The following is a 25,162-nucleotide window of genomic DNA, read 5'->3' as shown; positions in this document are numbered from 1 at the left end:
ATTCCTTGTTGGGTGAAAGTCGCGTGCACGGGGCACAACAGGCCGGGCTCATCGATAGGTGAGAAGCTCCGGCATCCGCAACAGCTGCACGTGGGCCTGGCTGTTGAAGGAGGTCAATGCCACGTCGCGGCCACGGAACTTCAGGTGGCTGAGCGACGTGTTGATGATCTGCCAGTTCAGCGCGAACGCCTGGGCTGGGGTGATTCCGGTGACCAGGTGGAGCAGGGCGGCGATGCTGCCACCGGAGGTGAAGATGGCAATGTTGTCACGGCTTGAGGCTTGTGCCAGGACGCGTTGCAGGCCGGCACCAACGCGCGCTGTGAACGCGGTCCAGGTCTCCAGGCCATCGTGAGCCTCGTGCTCGCCGTCATGCCAGCGCTGCACCATCAGCGCGAACAGACGCTGGAACTCGCTGCGATTCTGCGCAGCATTGCGCAGCACGTGCAGCGCCTCGGGCTCGTCTGGCAGCAGGGCAGGGAGCAGGGCGCGGATCACGCCGTCGGCATCGAACTCATTGAAGGCTGCGTCGGTCTCTATGGCCGGGATTGCGCAGCCGGTAGCGGCCATTGCGTCGAGCGTCAGCCGTGCTGTGTCCTGCTGGCGCCGCAGGTCGCCGGCCACGCAGCGATCCAGGTGCAGGTCCAGTTGAGCCAGGTGTTCACCCAACGCCTGACTCTGGCGCACACCCAGCGGCGACAGGACATCGTAGTCGTCGGCGCCGAAGGAGGCTTGGCCATGTCGGATCAGGTAGATGTTGCCCACTGGAATGTCCGGCCGGGATGGAGGTTGCTGCGAGGTTAGGATGCGCCAGAGAGGCTGTCAATGAAAAAACATACAAGCGTTTGAAAAGGTTGTTTGAACTGTGTTGCCAGCATTTTCCCATGCTAGCGGCAGCCCAGGCGCACCGGTATGCTTGCATCAGTTTCGCGTCGTGCAGGCGCAGGTTCATTAAGGAGTCAATGTGGAGTTTCTTGCCGAATACGCAAGCTTTCTCGCCAAAACCGCCACTGTGGTGATCGCCATCCTGGTCATCCTTTCGGGTATCGCCAACCTGCGTGGCAAGGGTCGACGCAAGCCCGGCGGGCAATTGCAGGTCACTCGCCTCAACACCTTCTACAAGGAGCTGCGCGAGCGCCTGGAAGCTGGCCTGCTCGACAAGGTCGAGCTCAAGGCCCTGCGCAAGCAGCAGGCCAAGACGGAAAAACAGAAGAAGAAAGGCAAGGCCAAGCCCGAGGAGAAGGGCCGGGTCTTCGTGCTGGACTTCGACGGCGACATCAAGGCCTCCGCCACCGAGAGCCTGCGCAACGAAATCACCGCGCTGCTCACCCTCGCCACCCCACGTGACGAAGTGGTGCTGCGCCTCGAGAGCGGTGGCGGGCTGGTGCACAGCTACGGCCTGGCTGCCTCGCAGCTGGCGCGTATCCGCCAGGCCGGCATTCCGCTGACCGTGTGCATCGACAAGGTCGCGGCCAGCGGCGGCTACATGATGGCCTGTATCGGCGAGAAGATCGTCAGTGCGCCGTTCGCCGTACTTGGCTCGATCGGCGTCGTCGCGCAGCTGCCCAACGTCAATCGCTTGCTGAAAAAGCACGACGTCGACTTCGAGGTCTTCACGGCCGGCGAATACAAGCGCACCGTCACCGTGTTTGGCGAGAACACCGAGAAGGGCCGGGAGAAATTCCAGGAAGACCTGGATATCACTCACCAGCTGTTCAAGGACTTCGTCGCCCGCTACCGCCCACAGCTGCACATCGACGAAGTCGCCACCGGCGAAGTGTGGCTGGGTGTTGCCGCACTTAACCGCAAGCTGGTCGACGAGCTGCGCACCAGTGACGAATACCTCAGCGACCGCGCCCACGACGCCAACCTGTTCCACGTCCGCTACGCCGAGCGTAAATCCCTGCAGGAGCGCATCGGCGTGGCCGCCAGCGGTGCCGTGGAGAACACCTTGGTAGGGCTTTGGAGCAGGCTTGGCCGCTTGCGCTAACACCTTGAACCCCTTGAAGATTTTTTTCTTCAGGGGGGTTGCAAGGTGAGGGGAATGCCGACATAATGGCGTCCATCGAAACGCAGCTCACTTGAAAAAGTCGAGCGGTTTCAAGGAGATAGCGAAAGCTGACTCCGAACTTTGAGGCCGAGTAGCAAAGTGGTTATGCTCCGGATTGCAAATCCGTCTACGCCGGTTCGATTCCGACCTCGGCCTCCACCATTCGAAAACCCCGCAGATTAACGTCTGCGGGGTTTTTCTTTATGGGTCCGAAAAGCCAAGAGTTCCGAAACAAAAGGCATGGAGCATGCGCTACACCGGACCCGCAACAGAAGGCCATATCGCGGCAGTTGAAAAAGGTTGTGAGGGAGGGAGATTGCGTCAGACCATGACTGCGGCCATGGCATGGGGGCGGCAGCGCGCCCTGGACTGGATCACCGAGAGCTTTCCGCCTGCGCCTACCGGCCTTGAAGTTAAACCCTCTGGACGCAGGCCTTCACGTACTTCCAGATAAGGATGCTGGAAAACGGAACGCTCTTGAAAAGACATCAGTCGTATCTCCATCGGAGGCGCATTTGAGGCGCACAATTGGAGAAAATGATGAGCCTTCAGTCCATAAGCCATAACCTGTACGAGCACACCTACCTTGGGTACCAGGCATCTATCTACGTGCTGTGGGAGGCTAGCCTTGATTTTCCCACCGGGATGCTGGTTGAAGTAGGGAGACCAGGCGCTACGGCGCGCACCATGCGTGTGAATCGACCATTCTCCTCCCCGTTTGAAGCAGTTATCGAAGGAAAGGTAATGGTCGAACAGTACGTGCAGAGTCAGAACGGCTGAGCATGATTGACACGCACAGCTTTCAGGCTGCTGCTTTCGGCCGAGCCGCATTCAGGTGAAGGCCGTTAGCTGTCGCATCCCGCTCTCTCAGGTCCGCTAGATGGCATTACAAACCGTCGAGCCTCGAAGGCTCGGGGTTGGGCTGCGCTGAATGCCTTCTGCTACAAGCAGGTCAAACTAAGAAAGTCGTTCGACCAATGGCAATGCATTTACCTGTGGTCGAGCGAACAGAAATCCTTGCATCAAATCAATCCCCAATGCTGCCAATGCTTGGCACTCTGCATCTGTCTCAATCCCCTCGGCGATCAGTGTAATGCCTAGCCGTTCGGCTACCAGAACGATACCCGCGACGATGGCTTGCCGAACCGGATCCTGGCTGATTCTCCGCGTGAGTGCCATATCCAGCTTCAGTACGTCTGGCTGAAATTCTGCGAGGAGGTTCAAGCCTGAGTAACCCGAGCCGAAGTCATCTATCGCAGTGGTGAAGCCCTGTCGGCCGTATTCCTTGAAGATTGCTTTCAAGTGCTCGGTATCGTCGATCCGCTCACCCTCGGTCACTTCGAACATGAGCTGATTGGCAGGGAAGTCGAATGTCCGGGTGGCTTCCAGGGTAGCTCGGATACAGGTACTGGCACGGTAGACGGCGTTGGGCAGAAAGTTGATGCTCAATTTACAGTCCGCATGCCGTCCCAGTCCTAGTGCTGCCGCTTGCTCGATGGCCTTCACTCGACAGGCCTGATCGAAACGGTACAGATTATCGGGCGACACCTTGGCCAGGATTTGCGCAGCGCTTTCACCGCTTGGACCGCGAACCAATGCCTCATAGCCATACGGCCTACCTGAAGGAACGTGAATGATGGGCTGGAAGGCCATCGTAATGTCGAAACCCAGGCTCGCAAGGTCGCGACATTGGGAGCAGCCAATCGCTAGAAAGGGCTGGGGGAAAACGGGCTTGCTCATGGGTTATCGCCGAGGTGCGTGGGTACGAATGTTGAGAATGCTCGAATCCACAGCAAGTTCCAATTTGTACCCACTCGCCTTGGCTCAGGGGCAGTCTGCCGTGAGCTGGCGTTAGGACGAACTGTGTTCTAACGGCGTCGGACCTTCGGGAGTTTATTTGGGGGCTAGAAACCTGTTTCTTGTACATGGTCTTCGCTGGCGTACAAGATTCAGGGCCGCCTGTCAGACTGCGACGGATTTTGACGCCAATTTTATGAATGTCGCCGGAGGCAGCGCTAATGTGGGTACGTCACTTACATTAACGCGTATGTCGAAGGAGGCCGGCATGATTATCAGAGGAGAGGTGTTTTGGGGCTGGGCCGACCCGACCCTGCATCACCGCGATCACGTAGAGGCGCTGGATGACGGAACCGTGATCGATGTTCAGGCGAGGCTATCTCGAATAGGGGGCACGCAGCTGTTCATCGGCGTTTACTCGTCTTCAGGCGCCAGGCTTCTTGAAGAGGCCTACGATGAACGTCCTGGAGAGTCGATGACCCGCGCTCTTGCATGGGGTGTGGGACGCGCCAGGAGGATTGCGATGGAGGGTGTGCCCAGGAAGATTGCAGCCAGGGCATGACCCTTGAGGTTAACCACGAAGCCCAGCTCCGCGCTGGGCTTTTTGCATCTGGCGACACGACGCCCCCACAGTGCTCTCTCAAAGGGGGATACATGAAATACTGCTCGCATTGCTAGCCATGCCCGGCGTGGTTGGATGCTCATCGCCGGATGCATTGAGCAAACCCGGCTAGGTACGCTTTCCGAGCATCGACGATCCTTGCCTCACCGCAACCACTGGGCCTTGCCACCGATGTCCTGCACACCTCCCAACGCGATCTACGCCAAGCGCTTCGAAGCGGTGCTCACCCATATCCAGGCCAATCTCGAAGGTGACCTGTCGGTGAACACCCTGAGCGAGATCGCGAACTTCTCGACCTTTCACTTCCATCGGCAGTTCACTGCGTATGTCGGCGTGCCCGTCGCGCGATACGTGCAGCTGATGCGACTGCGTCGGGCTGGTCAACGACTGGCGGGGGATGACAGCCACTCGGTACTGGACGCTGCGTTGGACGCCGGCTTCGAAAGCCCCGAGGCGTTCAGCCGTGCGTTTCGCCGGGCCTTTGGCATGTCGCCGAGCACCTTTCGCCAGGCGCCGAGCTGGCAGCTGTGGAATGCGGTATTTGCCATTCCTCATTTTTCCAGGAGTATCGTCATGCAAGTCAGGATCGTGGACTTTGTCGAGGTCAAGGTTGTAGCGCTGGAGCACCATGGTGCACCGGCATTGTTGGACCAGACCGTCGGGCGCTTCATCGATTGGCGCAAGCGCACGGGCCAGTCGCCGGTGGAGAGCAGTCGCACATTCGGCATCCCTTACGGCAACCCCGACACCACACCAGCGCAGGATTTTCGCTTTGCCATCTGTGGCGAGATCAATCAGCCGCTGGTGCCTGATGACGAAGCGGTGCGAGAGCTCATCATCCCTGCCGGGCGTTGTGCGGTGGTGCGTCATGTCGGCTCGCCGCATGCCATTGGCGAGACTATCTATCCGGTCTATCGCGACTGGTTGCCGGGCAGTGGTGAGGAACTGCGCGACCATCCGCTGTACTTCGAATACTTGAGCGTGTATCCGCAGACGCCGCTCGAGCAATGGCAGACGGATATCTACATCCCCCTGCGTTGAGCGCTGATCAATAGGTGGCGGTGATCGCCAGCGCCAGTTGTCGGTCGCTCATGAAGGGGGGTGTGGCGCTGGCGCGGTATTCATGGCATGCCTGTTCGAAGCGAGCTCCGCGAATGGCGCCGTCGGAGCCGATGAAGGCGAGTGCGTCGACGCAGAAAAAGAAAAACCCGCCATTGGGCGGGTTCAAGAACGTATCGAAGCCTGGTCACTATGCCCCTGTGAATGTCAGCATTTCGTGAAAGGCATGTCGACAGACTGTTTCTAGATGTGGCTGAGTTCGAGTCGGCTGATCACGCACACCGAGCCGTCTTCGGCGGCGGTGGAGTCGCTGTAGTCCACCTGGTTATACACGCCGCCATGGAAATTGAAGGCGCGGACGTTCCAGCTCTGGGCCATCTGCAGGACGCCAGTGCTGCCCGTACGGCCGTTGCAGGTGGCGCTGACCGTTGCCGCACCGGCGCTGGTGACTTCGATGCTGATCTCGAACGGGGTGTTCAGCGGCACGTCGGTCAGTACGTTGCTACTCAGCGGCGTGAGCTGGTTGAAGTCCTGGCGAAACCCCAGGGTGATCTTGCCCTTGTTCCAGAACACCTTGATCACGGGGCTGTCGTCGTCCTTGACGTGCATCTGCGAAATCACCACTTTTTGCGCCGAATTGACCTTTTCCAGGGTCATGCGCTGATGATTGCTGTGGCGGGTAGCGCTGGTCAGGGACCAATAGCGTGCTTCCTTCCACTCGCAGCGGGTGCGGTGGGTGCTCTTGCTCGAAGCGCCGCGGGTCGGAGCGCTCATGCGGATCGAGCCGTCGCTGAGGCGGGCGATTACCTGGGTGAGGGTGGCCAGGGCCTGGGCCCCGGTCAGTTCCAGCGCCACCGGATTGCTGGGTGACTTGGGTACGGGCGTGGTGATGATGAGGTTTTCCATGTTCACGGCCATTGCTGTTCTCCTTGCAAAAAAGACAGGTCCTACACCTAGTGCGAACCTGGAGGAGCGGCGCAAGTTTCAGCTGATCCATGAGCGGCAAAAAAAGCCCGCCATGGCGGCGGGCAAGACGTTCTGAAGGGAGCAGCGCAAGATTACGGCTTGCGCAGTTAAGCGAGCGTTAACCCGGTTCAATGATTGACCGCGACTTCCGATAAGCCTATACAGGCCCCCCAACACGGAGCTGCGCGATGCACGAAGAAGACGATCTCCCCGAACCTGAGCACGATCACTTGCTCGATCACGAATTTCTCTACGAGGACTTCGACCCTGAGGCCGATGCCCAGGGCGCCGAGGATGAGATCGAGGAAGACGAGGCGCTACAGGATGATCTCGACGATGACGAGCAAGACCATCCCGCCTGGCATGACCACCCTGACGACTGAGTCAGCGCCGGTCCAGCGAGAAGCGTCCGGCGCCTGTCACAGCCAATAGCAGCAGCCCGCCGATGATGCTCATGTTCTTGAAGAACTGGGTCATGTTGGCTGCGCGCGCAGGCTCGACCATGTTCCAGAACGGGTGGCCGATCAGCGCCGTGCCGAGCACGAACAGGGCGAACAGCAAAGCCAGTGGTCGGGTGTAGAAACCGAGTATCAGGAGGATGGCTACGAAGAACTCCATGATCACTGCGACCGCCGCCGCGACCGTCGGGGCTGGGGCGCCCAGGGATCCGAGATAGCCCACGGTGCCTTCGAAGCCGGTGAGTTTGCTCCAGCCAGAGAGGACGAAGAGGATCATCAAGAGGATGCGCGCCAGAAGGATGATGGCATCGCGTTGACCGTCGAAGAGGGTGTAGCGCATGTCTATGCTCCGGTGGACAGTGTCAGAATCCACTCTAGCAGGTGCGCAAGCCTTTGCTGCACGAACGAAAAAGGCGCCTGTTCAGGCGCCTTTGACGAGGAATATGGTGCGAGTGGTGGGACTCGAACCCACAAGGCTTGCGCCGACAGATTTTAAGTCTGCTGTGTATACCAATTCCACCACACTCGCACACTTGACCGGGTCACCGGGACCGGCACGCTTCAATGCTGAAGGGCCATACAATCAAGCGCGCTTTATAACCCATCGTTATAGGTGAGTCAACCGCGCTGCCCGTTCAGGGGCGGATCAGCTGGGCGATTTCGCGCATGTCATCAGCGCTGTGGCGAAGGTCCTGCACCTGTTCCCCCATGGCGGTGGCATCGTCCTGATGCACCGAGTGGCGCAGAAAACGGGTGTGGCCATCGAGTGCCTGGCACAGGTGGTCGATCTGCCGGGCGGTGTGGCGCAGGTCGTCCTGCAGGCCCAGCAGACGGAAATTGATGGCCATATAGGTTCCATGACAGGTGGGGGCTGGGGTACTATAGGGTAATCCCCGGCTTGCTGTCATTGCGCCATATATCGGACACTGATGCCGTGCACTAAGCTCTTCTACAGTTCCTCTTGTCGTGCTCGTGGAGCCCGCATGGTTTCGACCGATCGTCCCGCCCCGCCGCTCATGACCGCCAATCGCTACGAACAGCTGGTGCAGGCGGTGGTGGATTACGCCATCTACATGCTCGATCCGACCGGTCACGTCGTGTCCTGGAACCCAGGGGCCGAGCGGATCAAGGGCTATTGTGCCGACGAGGTGATCGGTCGGCATTTCTCGTTGTTCTTCACGCCACAGGATTGCGCCGACGGTCGCCCGGCACGCCTGCTGCGCCAGGCGCTGGAGCAGGGCGTGGCGCAGGACGAAGGTTGGCGAGTGCGCAAGGACGGTACGCAGTTCTGGGCCCTGGCGGCGCTGGATGTGGTGCGCGATGAGCATGGCGAGATCATCGGCTTGGCCAAGGTGACGCGCGATATCACGGATCGACGTGAGTCGGCGTTGCAGCTCGACACGATGCGAGCGCAGCTGTTCCAGGCGCAGAAGCTCGAGGCCTTGGGGCAGCTGACTGGTGGCCTGGCCCATGACTTCAACAACCTGCTGACCATCATCCTCAGCTCGGCGCGCCTGGCGCGTGCCAGTGGCGATCCGCAGCGGATAGAGCGCCTGCTCGAACACATCCTCGAGGCCGGGCAGCGTGGCTCGCAATTGACAGGCCAGTTGCTCAGCTTCGCTCGCCACCGGCAACTGAACGTCAGCACCATCTCCCCTGACGAGTTGGTTGCGTCCACCCGCAGCTTGGTGGAGCACGCCTTGCCTGACGGCATCGACCTCATCGCGCAGGTGGCGCCAGAGGTGCCGACGATCGAGGTGGATGCCGGGCAGTTGCAGATGGTCTTGCTCAACCTGCTGTTCAATGCCCGTGATGCCATCAGCGGCAAGGGGACGATCGGCCTGGACGTGACAGTCGTTGAACTGGCGGGTGAGGTAGAGGCGCTGCACGGGCGCTTCCTGCGTTTCGATGTGCAGGACAGCGGCCACGGGATCGATGCGCAGGTGCTGCCGCGAATCTTCGAACCTTTTTTCACCACCAAGGCTTTTGGTAAGGGAACCGGGCTGGGGTTGAGTCAGGTCTATGGTTTTGCCAAGCAGAGCAATGGTGCGATCTGCGTAGCAAGTTCGGTCGGTGAGGGCACGCGCATGAGCCTTTACCTGCCGGTTTCATCGAAAGTGCCCGAACCCTGAGACACGAGGTGGACAGTACGTCATGGTAGAAACACTCAAGCGACTGGCGACCGGTATCGAGGGCCTGGATGCGCTGCTCAAGGGCGGCCTGGTAGCCGGATCCTCGTACATCGTCCAGGGGCCGCCCGGGGCGGGCAAGACCATCCTCGCCAACCAGTTGGCCTGCGGCCATGTGCGTGACGGCGGGCGGGTACTGGTGGCGACGCTGCTCAGCGAGTCCCATGAGCGCCTGTTCAAGTACCTCTCGACCCTGGAGTTCTTCGATCAGACGCTGGTGGGCGACCAGATCCAGTTCGTCAGTGCCTTCGATACGTTGCAGGACGAAGGGCTGGAAGCTGTGGTGCGTCTGTTGCGCCAGGAGATCGCCAGGCAGCAGGCCAGCTTGTTGATCGTCGATGGCCTGCTCAATGCTCGGGCGCGGGCCGAAACCAGTCTCGATACCAAGAAATTTGTCGCCGAACTGCAAGGGCACGCGGCATTTGCCGGCTGCACCGTGTTGCTGTTGACCAGTGCTCGCCTCGATGAGGGCAGCCCGGAGCACACCATGGTCGATGGCGTCATCGAGTTGGGTGAACAGCTCGAGGGCAGCCGCGCAGTGCGTCATATACAGTTGCGCAAAACCCGAGGCAGCGGTGCACTGTCGGGGGTTCATGAATGCCTGATCAACGAGGCAGGGCTGCAGGTCTATCCGCGCCTGGAGGCGTTGTACAGCCACCCGAGCAACCTGGGTTCTGACACCTTGGTACGTATCACCACGGGTGTGAAAGCGTTGGACGGGATGCTCGATGGTGGTCTGGCCGAAGGGTCGGTGAGCCTGCTCATGGGGCCGTCGGGAGCGGGCAAGTCATCCCTTGGGCTCGGCTTTCTTGCAGCGGCCACGCCTGAGGCGCCGGCGCTGCATTTTGGTTTCTACGAGCCGCCTGCTCGCCTGAGGTTGAAGGCTGCCTCGCTGGGCTACGACTTTGCCGAAATGGAACGCCAGGGGGCCTTGCAGCTCAGCTGGCAACCGACCACCGAGGGCTTGCTCGATCAGGTTGGCGCACGCTTGCTCGCGCAGGTACAGGCGTTGGGGGCGAGGCGTGTGGTGATTGACAGCCTGGGCGCCTTCGCTCGGCTCGCTTTCGATCAGGCGCGGCTCAACGGTTTCTTCCGAGCCCTGACCGGCGAGCTGCGCGCACGGGGTGTCAGTGTGATGCTGACCTGGGAGATGCGCGACCTGTTCGGCTCGGAAATCACGTCACCGGCACCGGACCTGTCGAGCATCGTCGACAACCTGTTCCTGATGCGTTTCGTCGAACTGGAGTCGCAGCTGCGGCGTGTGTTGTCGATTCTCAAGGTCCGTGACAGCCACTATGATCCGGCACTCCACGAGCTGGCTATCGGCGCCGATGGCATTACCCTGCGCAACGCATTCGCGGGGGCCAGCGGTGTGCTGTCGGGCACGGCCGTACCCCAGGGGGACCGCTGACGGTACCTGGCAATGAACAGCATCTTGATCGTCGATGACGAATACTTGATCGCCGACATCCTCGGATTCGCCCTGGAGGATGAGGGTTTTCTGGTAGAAAAGGCCAGCAATGGGCGCAAGGCGCTCGAGGCCCTGAGGGAGAAGCGGGTGGACCTGGTGATCACCGACTACATGATGCCGGTGCTCAATGGCGAGGAGCTGGTCAGGGCGATTCGCAATGAGCTGCAGCTGCCCGATCTGCCGGTCATTCTCATGAGCGGCGCGCAGGCCTACGAGGGGCACAGGCTGCCGGAACTGTTCAGCGCGGTGTTCGACAAACCGTTCGACATGGACCGCATGATCGCCAAGGTCCGCGAACTGTTGAGTCCCTGAGCCGCAGGCGGGATCCCGCGGGGACGTGCCGTGTGATCAAGCGCGTCCGTGCGGCTTGAGGCGAAGGGTGATCAGTATTGGTCGTCGGCTTTCTCCGGAGCGGGGTTGCCGGCCTGGATGCGCTTGAAAATCTCTTCACGATGGACCTGGACATCCTTGGGCGCATCGATGCCGATCCTCACTTGCATCCCCTTGACGCCCAGAATGGTGACTTTGATGTCATCGTTGATGACGATGCTTTCGCCAACCTTGCGGGTGAGTATCAGCATGTAGTTCTCCTTGGTGATGTAGAAATCCGTGGGGCCATGTGCCGCAGCGGTGGGAGCCTGTCCCTCTTCCTTCTCATTAAAGACGCTTTCGGAAGATATTAATTCCTGAGCGAACAAAATCTGTTGGCGGTCTTCAGTTGCAGGTGCCGAAATCAACCGGGTCAGATCAATCGGCGAAGGTGCTCGGTGGCAAGGATAGGGGGCCGGAGCGAATATGGGAAATTTCTCTGCTTTATGTTGTAAATAGCTCTGGTCAATGAAACTTCACAGCGCTTCGAGTGCCTGCAGAAAACGCAGCAGGGCCACCTCTTCCTGCTCCAGGCCTTTGCGTGCCCGCACTCGCGGAAGTTCGGCAAGGCGGCCCAGGTGGAAGTGCTCGAGCAGCGCTGGGTGGATGTAGCAGCGTCGGCACACCGCCGGTGTGTTGCCCAGGCGCGTGGCAACCTCGCGGACGATGGCCGCGACCTGGCGCCTGGCCTCGGCCTCAGGCTGCCAGGCCAGCGGGCGCAGCAGGCTCAGGGCCAGGGCGCTGCCGCCCCAGGTGCGGTAGTCCTTGGCGGTGAAGTCGGCACCGGTCAGTTGCTGGAGGAACAGGTTGATGTCACTGGAGCCGATGCGATGGCGCTGGCCGTCCTCGTCCAGGTATTGGAAGAGTTCCTGGCCAGGCAGCTCCATGCAGCGCTTGAGCAGTTGCGCCAGGCGCCGGTCGCGCACGGTGATGCTGTGCTCGACGCCGCGCTTGCCGCGAAACTGGAAGCGAATGGTGCTGCCCCTGACCTCGACATGTCGGTTGCGCAGGGTGGTCAGTCCGTAGGACTGGTTGTCGCGCAGGTATTGACGGTTGCCGATGCGGATCAGCGTGTTGTCGAGCAGGCTGACCACCAGTGCCATGACCTTTTCCCGGTCCATCCCGGGGCGTGCCAGGTGCTGGTCCAGGTGCTGGCGCAGCCCTGGCAACGCTTGCGCGAAGGCCAGCATGCGCCCGTACTTGTGCTCGTCGCGTAACGTGCGCCACTCGCTGTGGTAGCGGTACTGCTTGCGCCCACGGGCATCGCGACCGGTGGCTTGCAGGTGGCCTTGTGGGTCGAGGCAGATCCACACATCGGTATAGGCGGGAGGGATGACTAGCGCCGCGATACGCGCCAGCGTATCCGTGTCGCGCACCCGCACCCCATCAGGGCTGAGGTAGATGAAGCGCCCACGCCAAAGGCGTCGGCTCAGGCCTGGCTGGGTGTCGTCGACATAGTGCAGGGTGCGGGGCAGGGTGATCTCGGGCATGGCGCAGTCCATCGACCAGTTGTCATCTGTGGACAACGACAGTGCCTGAGTTGCTCAGGCCAACAGCGCCACCGACTTGATCTGCGCCCACAGCATCTGGCCCGGCTGCAGCCCGAGCTGGTCTGCCGAGTACCGGGTGATGCGCGCGAGCAAGGCGCTGCCGGCAGCGTCGAGGCTGACCAGCACGTGCGCCGGGTTTTCGGCCGGGCGACATTCACGCACGGTCACCGGCAAACGGTTGAGGATGCTCGAGGCGCCGTCGTGGGCGAGGGTCAGGCTGACATCGCGGGCGTGTACCTTGAGGCGCAGGGTGCTGCCGACATGCAGGTCGGGATGGGCGATGCGTAGCAGCGCACCGTCGCTGCCCGGCAAGCGCAGGTCGAACAGTCCATAGTCGGGTTGGTGGCCGATCACCACACCTTCGAGCACCACACCCGCTTCCTCGCTCTGCGCCAGCGAGAGGTCGAGGCGCGCGAGCGTCTGGCCGATCGGGCCGCTGGCCATGACCTTGCCCTGCTCCAGCAGTACCAGATGATCGGCCAGGCGTGCGACCTCGTCCTGGGAGTGGCTGACGTACACCACAGGGATGTCGAGCTCGTCGTGCAGGCGTTCGAGGTAGGGCAGGATCTCGCGCTTGCGCGGGCCGTCCAGGGCGGCCAGGGGCTCATCCATCAACAGCAGTCGGGGGCTGCTGAGCAGGGCGCGGGCGATACCGACACGCTGCGCTTCGCCGCCGGAGAGGGTGATGGGCTTGCGTTCGAGCAAGTGCCCGATCCCCAGCAACTGGCAGGCCTGGTCCAGTCCGACCTTGCGTTCGCCGGCTGAGACCCGCCGCCAGCCGAATTCCAGATTGCCGCGCACCGAGAGGTGCGCAAACAGGCTGGCCTCCTGGAACACATAACCCACCGGGCGTCGATGCGGGGCGAGGAAAGTGCCGTGGCGACTGTCTTCCCACACCTCGCCATTGATCTCGATGTAGGCTTCGCTGGCGCGTTCCAGGCCGGCCAGGCAGCGCAGGCAGGAAGTCTTGCCTGAGCCCGAATGGCCGAACAGGGCGCTGATCCCGCGGCCCGGCAGGTCGAGGTCGACATCCAGGGTGAAGTCGTCGCGCGCCAGTTTCAGGCGTGCGTGCATGCGTGAACTCATCTCAGCTCCAGCCAGCCTTGCCACGGCGGCCGGCATAGAGCATCAGCAGCACCAGGAAGGAGAACACCAGCATTGCACCGGCCAGCCAGTGCGCTTGCGAATAGGCCATGGCTTCGACGTGATCGAAGATCTGCACCGAAACCACGCGGGTCTTGTCGGGGATGTTGCCACCGATCATCAGTACCACACCGAACTCGCCGACGGTATGGGCAAAGCCGAGGATGCTGGCAGTGATGAAGCCCGGCCTGGCCAGCGGCAGCACCACGTGGATGAAGGTGTCCCAAGGGCTGGCCCGCAGCGTTGCGGCCACTTCCAGCGGGCGCTGGCCGATGGCGCTGAAGGCGTTCTGCAGGGGCTGGACCACGAACGGCATGGAGTACACCACCGAGCCGATCACCAGCCCGGTAAAGCTGAACACCACGGTGCCTAGCCCAAGCGCCTGGGTGGCCTGACCAAGCCAGCCGTGGGGGCCGAGCGCGATCAGCAGGTAGAAACCGATCACGGTCGGTGGCAGCACCAGGGGCAGTGCCACGACTGCCCCGACGGGCCCGCGCAGCCATGAGCGGGTGCGTGCCAGCCACCAGGCGATGGGCGTGCCCACCACCAGCAGGATCAGTGTGGTCAGGCTGGCCAGTTTGACGGTCAGCCAGATCGCCCCCAGGTCACTGGCGTCGAGTGGCATCAGATTTCATAGCCGTAGGACTTGATCACCGCAGCGGCTTTCGGGCCCTTGAGGTACTCGACCAAGGCCTTGGCCGCCGGATTATCCTTGCCTTTGTTGAGAATGACCGCGTCCTGGCGAATCGGGTCGTGCAGGCTGGACGGGACGATCCACGCCGAACCGTTTTCGACCTTGCCATCCTTGTAGATCTGCGACAGGGCGACGAAGCCCAGTTCGGCGTTGCCGGTGGAGACGAACTGGAAGGCCTGAGTGATGTTCTGCCCTTCCACGATCTTGCCCTTGGTGGCTTCGGTCAGCTTGAGTTTGTCCAGCACCTGGGTAGCGGCCAGGCCGTAGGGCGCGGTCTTGGGGTTGGCGATGGACAGGTGCTGGAAGTCGTTCTTCTTCAACACCTCACCCTTGTCGTCGACATAACCGGGCTTGGCGGACCACAGGGCGAGGGTGCCGATGGCGTAGGTGAAGCGCGAGCCTTCGACGATTTCCTTTTCCTGCTCAAGCTTGGCAGGGGTGCTGTCGTCGGCGGCGAGGAACACTTCGAACGGCGCGCCGTTCTTGATCTGCGCGTAAAACTGTCCTGTGGCGCCAAAGGCTGCGACCAGCTTGTGTCCGGTGTCTTTCTCGAAGTCCTTGGCGATCGCCTGGATCGGCGCGGTAAAGTTGGCCGCCACGGCCACCTGAACTTCATCGGCCCAGGCGCTATTGAGGGAAATCAGGCTGGCCAGGGCGCTGGCGGCCAGGTGGGACAGGCGAATACGCATGAAACGGGCTCCTCGGAGGGTTATCGTTATATTGCGAAATATATAGCGATAAGCCGTTCGCCGGGAAGAGGTGAAATCATGGCAGGGTGCTATCGGGGCACCAGGCCTGTATCGGCGGTGCAGGCACCCAGGGCGGCGGCGGGCACGCCCTGAGCGCTGTGGCTGTTGGATTACAACGCCTTGCTGACCTGAATGTCGCTGATTTTCTCGGCGTCTTCGCCGTGGATCTTGCGCAACGCTTCCAGGGCTTGTTCCTGAGAGGCATCGGGCATCACGGCAAAGTCCCAGCGGCGCTGGCCGTCGAGCTTGTACTTGATCACGTATTTGAGGTTCTGGGTCATGGCAGGGCTTATCCGAGTTTCGACGACGAGCGACGGATGATCTTGATCTTGTGGGTGAAGGTCGGCTTGCGCGTCACCGAGATCGGGCGGGCGGTCACGGTATCGAGCGTGATGTTCCAGAAACCGGTGCTGGGGACGGTGATTTTCGCCGGGAAGCGGTCGAACAGGCCGCCGTGGTAAGTGTGGCGACCGCCGTTCTTGAAGCTGCGGAAGTTGGCGTCGTTCATCAGGCGGATGTTGCAGCGCTGGGAGCACTCGATAACGACGATGTCGTCCTCGTTGAGGTGCTCGCGCTGGTGGACGAATTTCATGTGGGGCTCCGCGAGGTTGGGATTCTGCAAATGCCCAAGATACCACGATGTCAGGGTACACTGGCGGGCTGCACGGCCGGGCCAGGGAGAAATCTGCCAAAGCAGGGAGCAAAACCGCCCGGACGTTGTCGAACGATTTCTTTGATTGGCAGAGGTGCAACGGATGAAGTGGGTGATGGCGGCGGCGACGCTGGTACTGGGTGGTTGCGTCAGCGTCTCGGAGCTGGAGCAGTCGCGAGAGACGCTGGATGTGATCTCCGGCAAGACGCCGCGTGAGTATGCCGATTGTGTCAAGCAGAAGCTGGGCGACAGCCGTGATCCGCTGGTGGAAGAGGCGCGTGGCGATGGCCTGCGCCTGATCGTGCCGCAGAAACTCAGTGCCGGTGTCGGCCCGGCAGCGCTTGTCGATGTCGACAAGCGTGGCAGTGGCAGTGCCATCAAGCTGCATGAACGCTTGAACAACTTCCCTCTGCGTCTGGGTGATGTGCGCTCCGCAGCGACCCAGTGCATCTCCGGTTCTTGATCCAGCGCAAGCAATACGTCGTTAGACGCCCGCTCAATACCTTATGACTTGTAGGGACATTGTTCCGCTTTAGTTATCCGGACTAGTATCCATTTCCTTATGTCTTTTAAGACTAAGCTTATAACAAGGAAATGGAGTGTCCCTGATGAACCCGATGAGTCGCGTCATGATCGGCAGTCTGCTGATCCTGGCCTGGCCCGCGGCGCATGCCGTCGATGGCCAGAAAATCTTCACCCAGGGCGGGCAGAATCCCGCCGCCATGGCCTGTCTCGGTTGCCATGGCCCGGACGGCAAGGGTATCGCCGCCGCTGGTTTTCCCCGCCTGTCCGGCTTGTCCGCCGGATACCTGAGCAAGCAACTCGAGGACTTTCGCTCGGGCAGCCGCAAGCAGCCGGTCATGGAGCCGCTTGCCAAGGCGCTGAGCGACGAGGAGATCCGCTCGGTCAGCGCTTGGCTGGCCGAGCAGCCTTCCGACCCGGTTACGGGTTCGCGCCGTCAGCAAATGGCCAGCGATCCGACCGAACGCCTGGCCTTGTACGGCGACTGGAGCCGGCAGATTCCCGGTTGTGTGCAGTGCCATGGCCCAGGTGGTGCGGGGGTTGGCGAGCACTTTCCGCCACTGGCCGGACAGCCGGCGGCTTACCTGGTTGCGCAGCTCAATGCCTGGCGCGACGGTAGCAGGCGTAACGACCCTAACCAACTGATGGTCGGTGTGGCCAAGGCCATGACCGATGCCGAGGTGACGGCAATCGCCGACTACTTCGCCCACGCCGCCCGCCAGGAGGTCGCACCATGAAAAAAGTCCTGATCGCAGCATTGTGGCTCGGCGCAGGCGTCGCCCAGGCGACGCAGATCGCCATGCAAGACCAGTCGCAGCTCAAGGTGCCCGGCAGCCAGGCCACTCCGGTATTCGTGCCTCCTGCAGAAAGCGAGTTGCCGGACAACGCGTTCGGCCAGATGGTCCGGCAGGGGCATGCGCTATTCGTTGATACTCGCCGCTTGATGCCTGAGGCTGTCGGCAATGGCATGAACTGCAGCAACTGCCATCTCGACCAAGGCCGCATGGCCCACTCCGCGCCGCTGTGGGGCGCCTACCCGATGTATCCCGCCTATCGCAAGAAAAACGACAAGGTCAACACTTACGCCGAACGTATCCAGGGCTGTTTCCAGTTCAGCATGAACGGCAAGCCCCCGGCGGCCGACAGCCCGCAGATGACCGCGCTCAGCGTCTATGCCTACTGGCTGGCGACCGGCACTCGCACAGGCGTGGAGACGCCCGGTCGCGGTTATCCTGAGGTGCCGCAACCCAAGGACGGCTACAACTTCAAGCGTGGCGAACAGGTGTACAGCGAGCAATGCGCGATCTGTCACGGCGGCAAGGGCGAGGGGCAGAAAGTTGCAGGTGAATACGTCATGCCACCGTTGTGGGGGCGCGATGCCTATAACTGGGGGGCCGGGATGCACCGAATCAACACCGCCGCGTCCTTCATCAAGCACAACATGCCGCTGGGCAAGCCAGGCAGCCTGAGTGACCAGCAGGCATGGGATGTCGCGGCCTGGATCAACAGCCACGAACGCCCGCAGGATCCGCGCCTGGTAGAGGGCTCCATCGAGAAGACGCGGGTGAAGTTCCATGCCAACGATGGCGTCAACCTGTATGGGCAAAAGGTCGAGGGTGTATTGATCGGGCAGGGCACGGGCGGCTGAATACCGCGCACCTGTCATATTCCCGCCGTGTCGCTGTCACGGCCCTGCAATCGCCTGCAGGTTGCAATGTCGTATCTTCCTGAAGGAGTGCGGCCATGGAACTCTGTGTGATCGGGGCGGGGTATGTGGGGCTGGTCACGGCGGCCTGTTTCGCGCAAATGGGCAATCGTGTGGTCTGTCTGGAGCATGACCGTTCGCGCCTGGCCCGGTTGCGTCAGGGGCAGTGTCCGATCTACGAGCCCGGGCTCGCTGCGCTCGTGCAGGAGGGGCTGCACAGTGGCCTGCTGAGTTTCACCGAGCACTGGGATCACGCGTTGGCGCGGGTTGATGTGGCGTTCATCGCCGTGGGCACGCCCAGCCATGAAGACGGCTCGGCGGACCTGCAGCATGTGCTGGCGGTGGCCGACAGTCTCGGGCGGCACTTGCTGCGCCCATGCCTGGTGGTGAACAAGTCGACCGTGCCGGTGGGCACGGCCGAGCGGGTTGCCCGCCAGGTCAACAGCGGCTTGCGCGCACGCGGGGCCAGTTTCACGGTGTCGGTGGCGAGCAATCCGGAGTTTCTCAAGGAGGGCAGCGCCGTCGAGGACTTCATGCGCCCTCAGCGGATCATCATCGGCACCGACAGTGACGCCGCCACTCAATGCTTGCAGCGCCTGTATGCGCCCTTTGTACGTAACCGGGAGCGCGTGCTGGTCATGAGCCCGCGCGCCGCCGAATTCAGCAAGTATGCCGCCAATGCCTTCCTTGCCACCAAGATTTCCTTCGTCAACGAGCTGGCCGGCCTGTGCGCCGAGCTGGACGTGGATATCGAACAGGTGCGTCGCGGGATCGGCAGCGACCGGCGCATCGGCAGCGATTTCATCTACGCAGGCTGCGGCTATGGCGGCTCATGCTTTCCAAAGGACGTGCGTGCGCTGATCCACACAGCCGAGCAGCATGGCTATCAGCCGTCGATCCTGCGCGCGGTCCAGGCGCGCAACGCGCAGCAGAAGACCTTGTTGTTCCAGGCACTGCAGGAGCATTTCGGGGGTAGCATGCGCGGGTGCAATGTGGCGTTGTGGGGCCTGGCGTTCAAGCCTGGCACCGACGACCTGCGCGAGGCACCCAGCCTGGTGCTGCTCGACGCCCTGCTGGCGGCAGGGGCACGGGTGCGGGCCTGTGACCCGGCGGCGCTGGAGGGGGCCGCGGCGGCTTATCCGCAGGCGCTGGCAAGTGGTCAATTGCAGTTGGGGGATGATCCCTATGCCTGTGTGGAGGGCGCGGATGCACTGGTACTGGTGACCGAATGGAAGCAGTTCCGCCAGCCGGATTTTCGTCGGATCAGGGGCCTGATGCGTAAGCCGGTACTGTTCGACGGGCGTAATATTTACGATCCATCGGAACTATCTACACTGGGTTATCTCTATCATGGCATCGGTCGGCCACAGGCGGGGCATTGTAAGGTGACTGCCGCCTGATTAGACTGCGCCGAATACCACAGGCCCAGCCCTTGTTTAAGGATGTATATGATCAAAAAATGCTTGTTCCCGGCAGCCGGTTACGGCACCCGCTTCCTGCCCGCTACCAAAGCCATGCCCAAGGAAATGCTGCCGGTGGTGAACAAGCCACTGATCCAGTATGGCGTTGAAGAGGCCTTGGACGCCGGTCTGAACGAGATCTCCATTGTCACCGGGCGCGGCAAGCGCGCGCTGGAAGACCATTTCGACATCAGCTATGAGCTGGAAAATCAGATCAAGGGCACCGACAAGGAAAAATACCTGGTCGGTATCCGTCGCCTGCTCGACGAGTGCTCGTTCTCCTATACCCGCCAGACTGAAATGAAAGGCCTGGGCCACGCCATCCTCACCGGTCGCCCCCTGATCGGTGACGAGCCGTTCGCCGTGGTGCTGGCGGACGACCTGTGCGTCAACCCTGAAGGTGACGGTGTACTGACGCAGATGGTCAAGCTGTTCAATCAGTTCCGCTGCTCGATCGTTGCCATCCAGGAAGTCGATCCGCAGGAAACCAACAAGTACGGCGTGATTGCTGGCGACATGATCCGCGATGACATCTTCCGCGTGACCAACATGGTCGAGAAGCCCAAGCCTGAAGATGCGCCGTCGAACCTGGCAATCATTGGCCGCTACATCCTGACCCCGGACATCTTCGATATCATCGCCAACACCGAGCCGGGCAAAGGCGGGGAGATCCAGATCACTGACGCCCTGATGAAGCAGGCACAGAACGGTTGTGTCATTGCCTACAAGTTCAAGGGCAAGCGTTTCGACTGCGGCGGCGCCGAAGGCTATATCGACGCCACCAACTTCTGCTTCGAGAATTACTACAAGACCGGCAAGGCCTACTGAGTCCGAGCCTGCGCTGCAGCGCCACTTTTCTTGCTGTCTGACGCTTGCAGCGCGTCACGAAAAGAGCCACCCTCGGGTGGCTTTTTTTGTGGAGTCTGGAAAGTGGCCTACGATTTTGATCTGTTCGTGATTGGTGCTGGTTCCGGCGGTGTGCGTGCGGCGCGCTTTGCCGCGGGGTTCGGGGCGAAGGTGGCGGTGGCCGAGAGTCGGTATCTGGGCGGCACCTGCGTCAACGTCGGCTGTGTGCCGAAGAAGTTGCTGGTGTACGGTGCACACGTCGCCGATGAGCTGGAGCAGGCGGCCGGCTACGGCTGGACCCTCGAAGAAGGTCACTTCGACTGGGGCACCCTGATCGCCAACAAGAACCGCGAGATCGAGCGTCTCAACGGCATCTACCGCAACCTGCTGGTCAACAGCGGCGTCACCTTGCTGCAAGGTCATGCGCGCATGACCGGTGCCCATGAGGTTGAGGTAGAAGGTCAGCGCTACAGCGCGGCGAACATTCTCATCGCCACGGGCGGCTGGCCACAGGTGCCTGACATCCCGGGCAAGGAACTGGCGATCACTTCGAACGAGGCGTTCTACCTCAAGGAGCTGCCACGCCGGGTGCTGGTGGTCGGTGGTGGCTACATTGCCGTCGAATTCGCCGGCATCTTCCAGGGCCTGGGCGCCGATACCACCTTGCTGTATCGCGGCGACCTGTTCCTGCGCGGCTTCGATGGTTCGGTACGTACCCACCTGAAGGAGGAGCTGGAAAAGCGTGGTCTGGACCTGCAGTTCAACGCTGATATCCAGCGTATTGACCAACAGGCCGATGGCAGCCTCAAGGCGACGCTCAAGGATGGTCGGGAGTTGATCGCCGACTGTGTGTTCTACGCCACCGGTCGTCGTCCGATGCTCGACAATCTGGGGCTGGAGAACACCGGCGTGGAGCTCGACGAGCGCGGGTACATCCGGGTCGACGACCTGTACCGTACCACCGAACCTTCGGTGTTCGCCTTGGGCGATGTAATCGGTCGTGTCCAGCTCACACCGGTCGCTCTGGCTGAAGGCATGGCGGTGGCCCGTCACCTGTTCAAGCCCGAGCAGTACCGTTCGGTGGACTACCAGAACATCCCCACGGCGGTGTTCAGCCAGCCGCCGATCGGCACCGTCGGCCTGACCGAAGAACAGGCACTGGCTGCCGGCCACAAGATCCAGATCTTCGAGAGCCGCTTCCGCGCCATGAAGCTGACCCTGACCGACCTGCAGGAAAAGACCCTGATGAAGCTGGTGGTCGATGCCGAGACCGACAAGGTCCTGGGTTGCCATATGGTGGGGCCGGATGCAGGCGAGATCATCCAGGGGCTGGGTATCGCACTCAAGGCAGGCGCCACAAAGCAGCAGTTTGACGAGACTATCGGCGTGCATCCGACCGCCGCCGAGGAATTCGTCACGATGCGGACTGTAACTCGTTGATAGTTCGCAGCATTCTCCGGGCCTCGAAGCATGAGGCCTGGGGATTGTTCCCACAATCGCATAGTAGAGAATCCTACCGCTGTCATGGTTGTCGCTAGCCGCTGATCAACCAATCACCGACAGAGCCTCCCAAGGCTGATGCAGATACTGTTGCCGCGCCGCTCTACGGCGCCGGTTCGGCATGTGCCTGATCGTCTAGCTTGAGGAAGGATGATATGGACAGGTTCTACAAAAGTGTTTTTGCGCTCTGCGGGTTGTCGCTGATCGCTGGGGGGGCCCAGGCAGACCATGGCGAAATCAGCTTTCAGGGGCGGGTTCTGGCGCCGACGTGCATCATCAATGGGGGGGACGGCAATCTTCCGGTGACCCTGCCGGATGTCAACGCCGCGAAACTCGTGCGTCCAGGCGATGTGGAAGGGGAAACGTCCTTCGTATTGCAACTGACGGGTTGTACCCATGTCGGCCAGGTTTCAACTTACTTCGAGCCAGGTGCAAGCGTCAGTGATCAAGGGCGTCTGATCGTCGATGCCGGCGGCAGTGAAAACGTCGAGCTGCAATTGCTCAACAGCGCCAAGAGCGTCATGAATCTCGCTGCAGCCAAGGGTTCGCAGAACTCCCAGCAAGTCACCCTCGTGGACGGTAACGCGACGCTGCGCTACTACGCCCAGTACTACTCGACAGGCCGCACTACCCCAGGCCTGGTCAGTTCCAGAATCCGCTACTCGCTGGATTATCTCTGAGTCCTATGGAGCAGCCCTGTCCGGGGCTGCTCCGCTCCCAATTTTCGAGTGGAACATCATGAAGCTATCTCTCAGCGCCATGGGGTGGGGATCGTTGCTGGCCGCGTTTCTGTCGTGCACGCAGGCCAATGCCAGTGTGGTGATTGCCACCACGCGGGTCGTCTATCCCGCCGAGAGCTCCGAGGTCACTGTCAGGTTGAGCAACGAGGGACGGTATCCGTCGCTGGTGCAGGTCTGGGTCGACGAGGGAGGGCCGGAAGAGGCCGAGGATGAGTTACAGGGGCCATTCAGCGTGACACCTGGGTTGTTGCGCCTGGACCCGGGCAAGCGCCAGAGCCTGAGGGTGTTTCACGATAGTCGTGCCATGCCAACGGATCGAGAGAGCCTGTACTGGCTGAATGTACTCGATGTCCCGCCGAAAGGTGGTGGCGATAACAGCCTGCAGATTTCCCTCAGGACTCGTATCAAACTGTTCTATCGGCCGCAGGGATTGGCCGCAAAGCCCGCCGATGCTCATGCACGGCTTACCTGGCGCCTGGTCAGGGAATCCCAGGGCTGGGTACTGCACGCGGACAATCCCACGCCTTATCACGTCAATCTCGCCAAGCTTGAGGCTGTCCATCCGGGTTCGGCGTTGCCAGCATCGGTAGGCCATGTTGCTCCCCTCAGCAGCGCCCGTTTCGCGCTGAGCTCCGCGCCGTCTCGTCCCGATGCGGTTTCCCAGGTCCGCTATCAGTACCTGGATGACTACGGCGCCTCTCGAGAAGCTGTTGCAATCCTGCAGTTCCCTCAAGGCCGTTGAACCCATGAGTTTTCGCCGGTGGTGGGCCATTCTCGGTATGACAGGAGGGTATGTCGGGCTTGTACCTGGTGTGGAGTTCGATCCCGGCCTGTTGCGCCAGGGCAGCACGATCAATCTCGAGCGTTTCCAGGCCAGCGATTCGGTTCCCCAGGGCGACTTTGCCCTGGATATCATCCTCAACCAGCAGTGGATAGGGCGGCGCACCGTGTTTCTGCGCAATCGGGATGCATCCGGTCAGGCGGCGCCCTGTTATGACCGAATCCTGCTCGAAGAGTTGGGGCTTGATCTAGCGAGGCTGGCCGCTCAGCCGCGCAAGCAACTGATCATCCCCGACAGCTGCATGATGTTGCCTCAACTGCTGGTGGCCGCCAGCGAGGACCTGGATTTTGGGGCCTTGCAACTGCGCCTTGAAATTGACCGGTCTTTGCTGCGTCGCCAACCCCAGGACAATTTGCCATTCCATACCTGGGATGCAGGTGTCACAGCAGGTTTTGTCGACTACCGCCTGAATGTGCATGAGCAGCACGACCTGCAGGCAGGCAGTCGTAGCCAGCAGGGCTATCTCGGCCTGCGTGCCGGATTCAATACCGGGGATTGGTATTGGCGCCACGAAGGCAATGCGCAGATGAGCGACAAGCGCGCAGCCCGGTACCAGCCGGGTGCGACGTCGGTACGGCGCGATGTTCCCTTGTGGTCGGCCCAGCTTACTCTCGGCGATGGCTACGCTGCTGGGGATGTATTTGACAGCAGTGCCTTTCGCGGACTGCGATTATCCACCGACGAGCGCATGTTGCCCCGCGCACAGCGGGGGTTTGCGCCGGTCGTGAGGGGCGTGGCCAATACTACGGCGCTGTTGAGCATCCGCCAGCGAGGGATGTTGCTGCATGAGTCGACGGTGCCGCCGGGGCCGTTCGAGATCGACGATCTGTATGCCAGTGGCCTCAACGACGATCTGGAGGTCACCCTGGAGGAGGCTGACGGCAGCGTACGACGCTTCACGTTGCCCTATCAGGCCGCGCCACTGGCCTTGCGAGAAGGGGCAAGCCGTTTCGACCTTAGTGCGGGGGTGTGGCGCGACGACCTTGGGCGTCCTGGCCCAGGTCATGTGCAAGGCAGTTGGCAGCAAGGGGTGGACAACACCTTCAGCGTACATGGAGGCGCCTGGCTGGCAGAGGACTATCTGGCCAGCGCCATGGGGGGGGCGATCAACAGCCGCTTTGGTGCTTTTGGATTGACCGCATACCACGCGCAGGCATCGCTAGGCCAGGGTCGCTCCGCGCAGGGGCAGGCGCTGCGTTTCAGTTGGCGCCAGCGGGTGGAGGCAACGGCCACCGACCTGAGCGCCAGCCTTACCCACCGCAATAACGCTGGCTACTACAGCTTTGACGAGTTCGCCCGCACCAGCCAGCAAACGCAGCGTACAAATCAGCGTTCGCCTCAGCAGTGGCGGGCAGCGCTGACACTTCAGCAGCGCCTGCCCGGGAGCGGTCGTCTGAGCCTGAGGGCCAGCGCGGGTAAGCAGTGGGGATCTGGGGGGGGCAATCGTGAGTACAACGTGGGGTATTACAACAATCTGCGCTCGCTCTCCTACGGCATGACGCTTGGGCGCGAGTATCGAGGCAACGGACAGGCCGTAAGCGCTTTGACACTGACGGCGAGCTTGCCGTTGGGTCTGCAGCGTCGTGGATCGCTGAGCTCCAGCATGAGCCGCGACTCCGAAGGCGGGGCCAGGACGAATGTGCGCTGGAGCGCGACTGCCGGCGAGGATGGGCAATGGGGGTATGGCCTGTCCAGTGTGTACCAGGAGGGAAGGCAAGGCGGCGCAGGGCTCGACGCCAACCTGGTGCATCGCAGCCCGACGGGAGAGCTGAGCGGCGTCGT

The 25,162-nt window shown here is 61.5% G+C and carries 30 protein-coding genes and 2 tRNA genes; 18 read left to right on the top strand and 14 right to left on the bottom strand.

Features of this window, described 5'->3' with window-relative positions:
• Positions 1 to 48: 48 nt before the first annotated feature.
• Positions 49 to 762: a histidine phosphatase family protein gene (locus tag F6X62_RS23585; protein ID WP_153774865.1), complete on the bottom strand. Its 714-nt coding sequence runs from the start codon at positions 760 to 762 to the stop codon at positions 49 to 51.
• A gap of 199 nt (positions 763 to 961) precedes the next feature.
• Here F6X62_RS23585 and sohB point away from each other — a divergent pair, with 199 nt between their 5' ends.
• On the top strand, positions 962 to 1,987 hold the full coding sequence (gene sohB, locus F6X62_RS23580; protein WP_153774864.1) for a protease SohB: 1,026 nt from the start codon (positions 962 to 964) through the stop codon (positions 1,985 to 1,987).
• Positions 1,988 to 2,132: 145 nt separating this feature from the next.
• Positions 2,133 to 2,206 (top strand) — tRNA-Cys (locus tag F6X62_RS23575).
• A gap of 798 nt (positions 2,207 to 3,004) precedes the next feature.
• Here F6X62_RS23575 and F6X62_RS23570 read toward each other — a convergent pair.
• Entirely contained in the window at positions 3,005 to 3,787 is a 783-nt protein-coding gene (locus F6X62_RS23570; protein WP_153774863.1) for an EAL domain-containing protein, read from the bottom strand.
• Positions 3,788 to 4,112: 325 nt separating this feature from the next.
• Between F6X62_RS23570 and F6X62_RS23565 the strand changes: the two genes are divergently transcribed.
• Positions 4,113 to 4,406, top strand: a complete 294-nt coding sequence (locus F6X62_RS23565; protein ID WP_153774862.1) for a hypothetical protein — start codon at positions 4,113 to 4,115, stop codon at positions 4,404 to 4,406.
• Between the two features lie 231 nt (positions 4,407 to 4,637).
• Positions 4,638 to 5,507 (top strand): GyrI-like domain-containing protein, encoded by an 870-nt coding sequence (locus tag F6X62_RS23560; protein ID WP_065862473.1) that lies wholly within the window; start codon positions 4,638 to 4,640, stop codon positions 5,505 to 5,507.
• 7 nt (positions 5,508 to 5,514) lie between these two features.
• Here the strand turns inward: F6X62_RS23560 and F6X62_RS23555 are convergent, their stop codons facing one another.
• Together F6X62_RS23555 and F6X62_RS23550 are read right to left on the bottom strand one after the other, a co-directional pair.
• Positions 5,515 to 5,694, bottom strand: a complete 180-nt coding sequence (locus tag F6X62_RS23555) for a DUF2388 domain-containing protein (protein ID WP_153774861.1) — start codon at positions 5,692 to 5,694, stop codon at positions 5,515 to 5,517.
• Between the two features lie 74 nt (positions 5,695 to 5,768).
• Positions 5,769 to 6,443 carry a polysaccharide lyase family 7 protein gene (locus F6X62_RS23550; protein ID WP_151926200.1) on the bottom strand — a complete coding sequence of 225 codons (675 nt, stop codon included), beginning with the start codon at positions 6,441 to 6,443 and terminating at the stop codon, positions 5,769 to 5,771.
• Here F6X62_RS23550 and F6X62_RS23545 point away from each other — a divergent pair.
• Both F6X62_RS23545 and F6X62_RS23540 read left to right on the top strand, forming a co-directional pair.
• The gene (locus F6X62_RS23545) at positions 6,430 to 6,567 is read left to right on the top strand and encodes a hypothetical protein (protein ID WP_153774860.1); all 138 of its coding nucleotides are present in this window, start codon (positions 6,430 to 6,432) and stop codon (positions 6,565 to 6,567) included. The genes F6X62_RS23550 and F6X62_RS23545 overlap by 14 nt on opposite strands.
• A 112-nt stretch (positions 6,568 to 6,679) precedes the next feature.
• Complete coding sequence (locus F6X62_RS23540) at positions 6,680 to 6,874, top strand: hypothetical protein (RefSeq protein ID WP_054892098.1); 195 nt, start codon at positions 6,680 to 6,682, stop codon at positions 6,872 to 6,874.
• A 1-nt stretch (position 6,875) separates the two neighbouring features.
• Here the strand turns inward: F6X62_RS23540 and F6X62_RS23535 are convergent, their stop codons facing one another.
• From F6X62_RS23535 to F6X62_RS23525, 3 genes are all read right to left on the bottom strand, one after another.
• Positions 6,876 to 7,289, bottom strand: coding sequence for a DoxX family protein (locus F6X62_RS23535; protein WP_054892097.1), 414 nt, complete (start codon positions 7,287 to 7,289; stop codon positions 6,876 to 6,878).
• A gap of 104 nt (positions 7,290 to 7,393) precedes the next feature.
• Positions 7,394 to 7,478, bottom strand: a tRNA-Leu gene (locus F6X62_RS23530).
• 106 nt (positions 7,479 to 7,584) lie between these two features.
• Complete coding sequence (locus F6X62_RS23525) at positions 7,585 to 7,797, bottom strand: hypothetical protein (RefSeq protein ID WP_054892096.1); 213 nt, start codon at positions 7,795 to 7,797, stop codon at positions 7,585 to 7,587.
• Positions 7,798 to 7,932: 135 nt separating this feature from the next.
• Here F6X62_RS23525 and F6X62_RS23520 point away from each other — a divergent pair, with 135 nt between their 5' ends.
• The 3 genes from F6X62_RS23520 to F6X62_RS23510 are packed head-to-tail and all read left to right on the top strand — an operon-like array spanning position 7,933 to position 10,921.
• Positions 7,933 to 9,081, top strand: a complete 1,149-nt coding sequence (locus F6X62_RS23520) for a nitrogen regulation protein NR(II) (protein WP_054892095.1) — start codon at positions 7,933 to 7,935, stop codon at positions 9,079 to 9,081.
• Positions 9,082 to 9,103: 22 nt separating this feature from the next.
• Complete coding sequence (locus F6X62_RS23515) at positions 9,104 to 10,549, top strand: ATPase domain-containing protein (protein WP_063545338.1); 1,446 nt, start codon at positions 9,104 to 9,106, stop codon at positions 10,547 to 10,549.
• 12 nt (positions 10,550 to 10,561) lie between these two features.
• On the top strand, positions 10,562 to 10,921 hold the full coding sequence (locus F6X62_RS23510; protein WP_065862479.1) for a response regulator: 360 nt from the start codon (positions 10,562 to 10,564) through the stop codon (positions 10,919 to 10,921).
• A 71-nt stretch (positions 10,922 to 10,992) separates the two neighbouring features.
• Here F6X62_RS23510 and csrA read toward each other — a convergent pair whose 3' ends face one another.
• The 7 genes from csrA to F6X62_RS23480 form a co-directional block, all read right to left on the bottom strand.
• Positions 10,993 to 11,190 (bottom strand): carbon storage regulator CsrA, encoded by a 198-nt coding sequence (csrA, locus tag F6X62_RS23505; protein ID WP_054892092.1) that lies wholly within the window; start codon positions 11,188 to 11,190, stop codon positions 10,993 to 10,995.
• Between the two features lie 264 nt (positions 11,191 to 11,454).
• Entirely contained in the window at positions 11,455 to 12,468 is a 1,014-nt protein-coding gene (locus F6X62_RS23500; RefSeq protein ID WP_153774859.1) for a DNA topoisomerase IB, read from the bottom strand.
• Positions 12,469 to 12,522: 54 nt separating this feature from the next.
• Complete coding sequence (modC, locus tag F6X62_RS23495) at positions 12,523 to 13,614, bottom strand: molybdenum ABC transporter ATP-binding protein (protein WP_153774858.1); 1,092 nt, start codon at positions 13,612 to 13,614, stop codon at positions 12,523 to 12,525.
• Position 13,615: 1 nt separating this feature from the next.
• Positions 13,616 to 14,296, bottom strand: a complete 681-nt coding sequence (modB, locus tag F6X62_RS23490; protein ID WP_063545336.1) for a molybdate ABC transporter permease subunit — start codon at positions 14,294 to 14,296, stop codon at positions 13,616 to 13,618.
• Positions 14,296 to 15,054: a molybdate ABC transporter substrate-binding protein gene (gene modA, locus F6X62_RS23485; RefSeq protein WP_153774857.1), complete on the bottom strand. Its 759-nt coding sequence runs from the start codon at positions 15,052 to 15,054 to the stop codon at positions 14,296 to 14,298. Before modA ends, modB begins: the two co-directional genes overlap by 1 nt.
• A gap of 170 nt (positions 15,055 to 15,224) precedes the next feature.
• Positions 15,225 to 15,395 (bottom strand): hypothetical protein, encoded by a 171-nt coding sequence (locus F6X62_RS25255; protein ID WP_172964765.1) that lies wholly within the window; start codon positions 15,393 to 15,395, stop codon positions 15,225 to 15,227.
• 8 nt (positions 15,396 to 15,403) lie between these two features.
• A complete protein-coding gene (locus F6X62_RS23480) occupies positions 15,404 to 15,706 on the bottom strand; it encodes a DUF1883 domain-containing protein (protein ID WP_153774856.1) in 303 nt (100 codons plus the stop codon).
• A 163-nt stretch (positions 15,707 to 15,869) separates the two neighbouring features.
• Between F6X62_RS23480 and F6X62_RS23475 the strand changes: the two genes are divergently transcribed.
• The 9 genes from F6X62_RS23475 to F6X62_RS23435 all read left to right on the top strand — a co-directional run.
• Positions 15,870 to 16,229 (top strand): hypothetical protein, encoded by a 360-nt coding sequence (locus F6X62_RS23475; RefSeq protein WP_054892086.1) that lies wholly within the window; start codon positions 15,870 to 15,872, stop codon positions 16,227 to 16,229.
• 145 nt (positions 16,230 to 16,374) lie between these two features.
• Entirely contained in the window at positions 16,375 to 17,025 is a 651-nt protein-coding gene (locus tag F6X62_RS23470) for a cytochrome c (protein ID WP_153774855.1), read from the top strand.
• Positions 17,022 to 17,936: a c-type cytochrome gene (locus F6X62_RS23465; RefSeq protein WP_153774854.1), complete on the top strand. Its 915-nt coding sequence runs from the start codon at positions 17,022 to 17,024 to the stop codon at positions 17,934 to 17,936. The genes F6X62_RS23470 and F6X62_RS23465 overlap by 4 nt, the downstream gene beginning before the upstream one ends.
• 95 nt (positions 17,937 to 18,031) lie before the next feature.
• A complete protein-coding gene (locus tag F6X62_RS23460; protein WP_153774853.1) occupies positions 18,032 to 19,393 on the top strand; it encodes a UDP-glucose/GDP-mannose dehydrogenase family protein in 1,362 nt (453 codons plus the stop codon).
• 48 nt (positions 19,394 to 19,441) lie between these two features.
• Positions 19,442 to 20,281 (top strand): UTP--glucose-1-phosphate uridylyltransferase GalU, encoded by an 840-nt coding sequence (galU, locus tag F6X62_RS23455; RefSeq protein WP_054892082.1) that lies wholly within the window; start codon positions 19,442 to 19,444, stop codon positions 20,279 to 20,281.
• Between the two features lie 102 nt (positions 20,282 to 20,383).
• Positions 20,384 to 21,739 (top strand): glutathione-disulfide reductase, encoded by a 1,356-nt coding sequence (gene gorA / locus F6X62_RS23450; RefSeq protein ID WP_153774852.1) that lies wholly within the window; start codon positions 20,384 to 20,386, stop codon positions 21,737 to 21,739.
• Between the two features lie 215 nt (positions 21,740 to 21,954).
• Positions 21,955 to 22,479, top strand: coding sequence for a fimbrial protein (locus F6X62_RS23445; protein WP_153774851.1), 525 nt, complete (start codon positions 21,955 to 21,957; stop codon positions 22,477 to 22,479).
• A gap of 58 nt (positions 22,480 to 22,537) precedes the next feature.
• On the top strand, positions 22,538 to 23,281 hold the full coding sequence (locus F6X62_RS23440) for a molecular chaperone (protein WP_063545329.1): 744 nt from the start codon (positions 22,538 to 22,540) through the stop codon (positions 23,279 to 23,281).
• 4 nt (positions 23,282 to 23,285) lie between these two features.
• The coding region (locus F6X62_RS23435) for a fimbria/pilus outer membrane usher protein (protein ID WP_178117588.1) at positions 23,286 to 25,162 on the top strand (1,877 nt) is incomplete at its 3' end.

The sequence above is a fragment of the Pseudomonas sp. MNR3A genome (assembly GCF_009650575.1).
Classification (GTDB): Bacteria; Pseudomonadota; Gammaproteobacteria; order Pseudomonadales; family Pseudomonadaceae; genus Aquipseudomonas; species Aquipseudomonas machongensis.
This window is presented reverse-complemented; position numbering and strand designations above follow the sequence as displayed.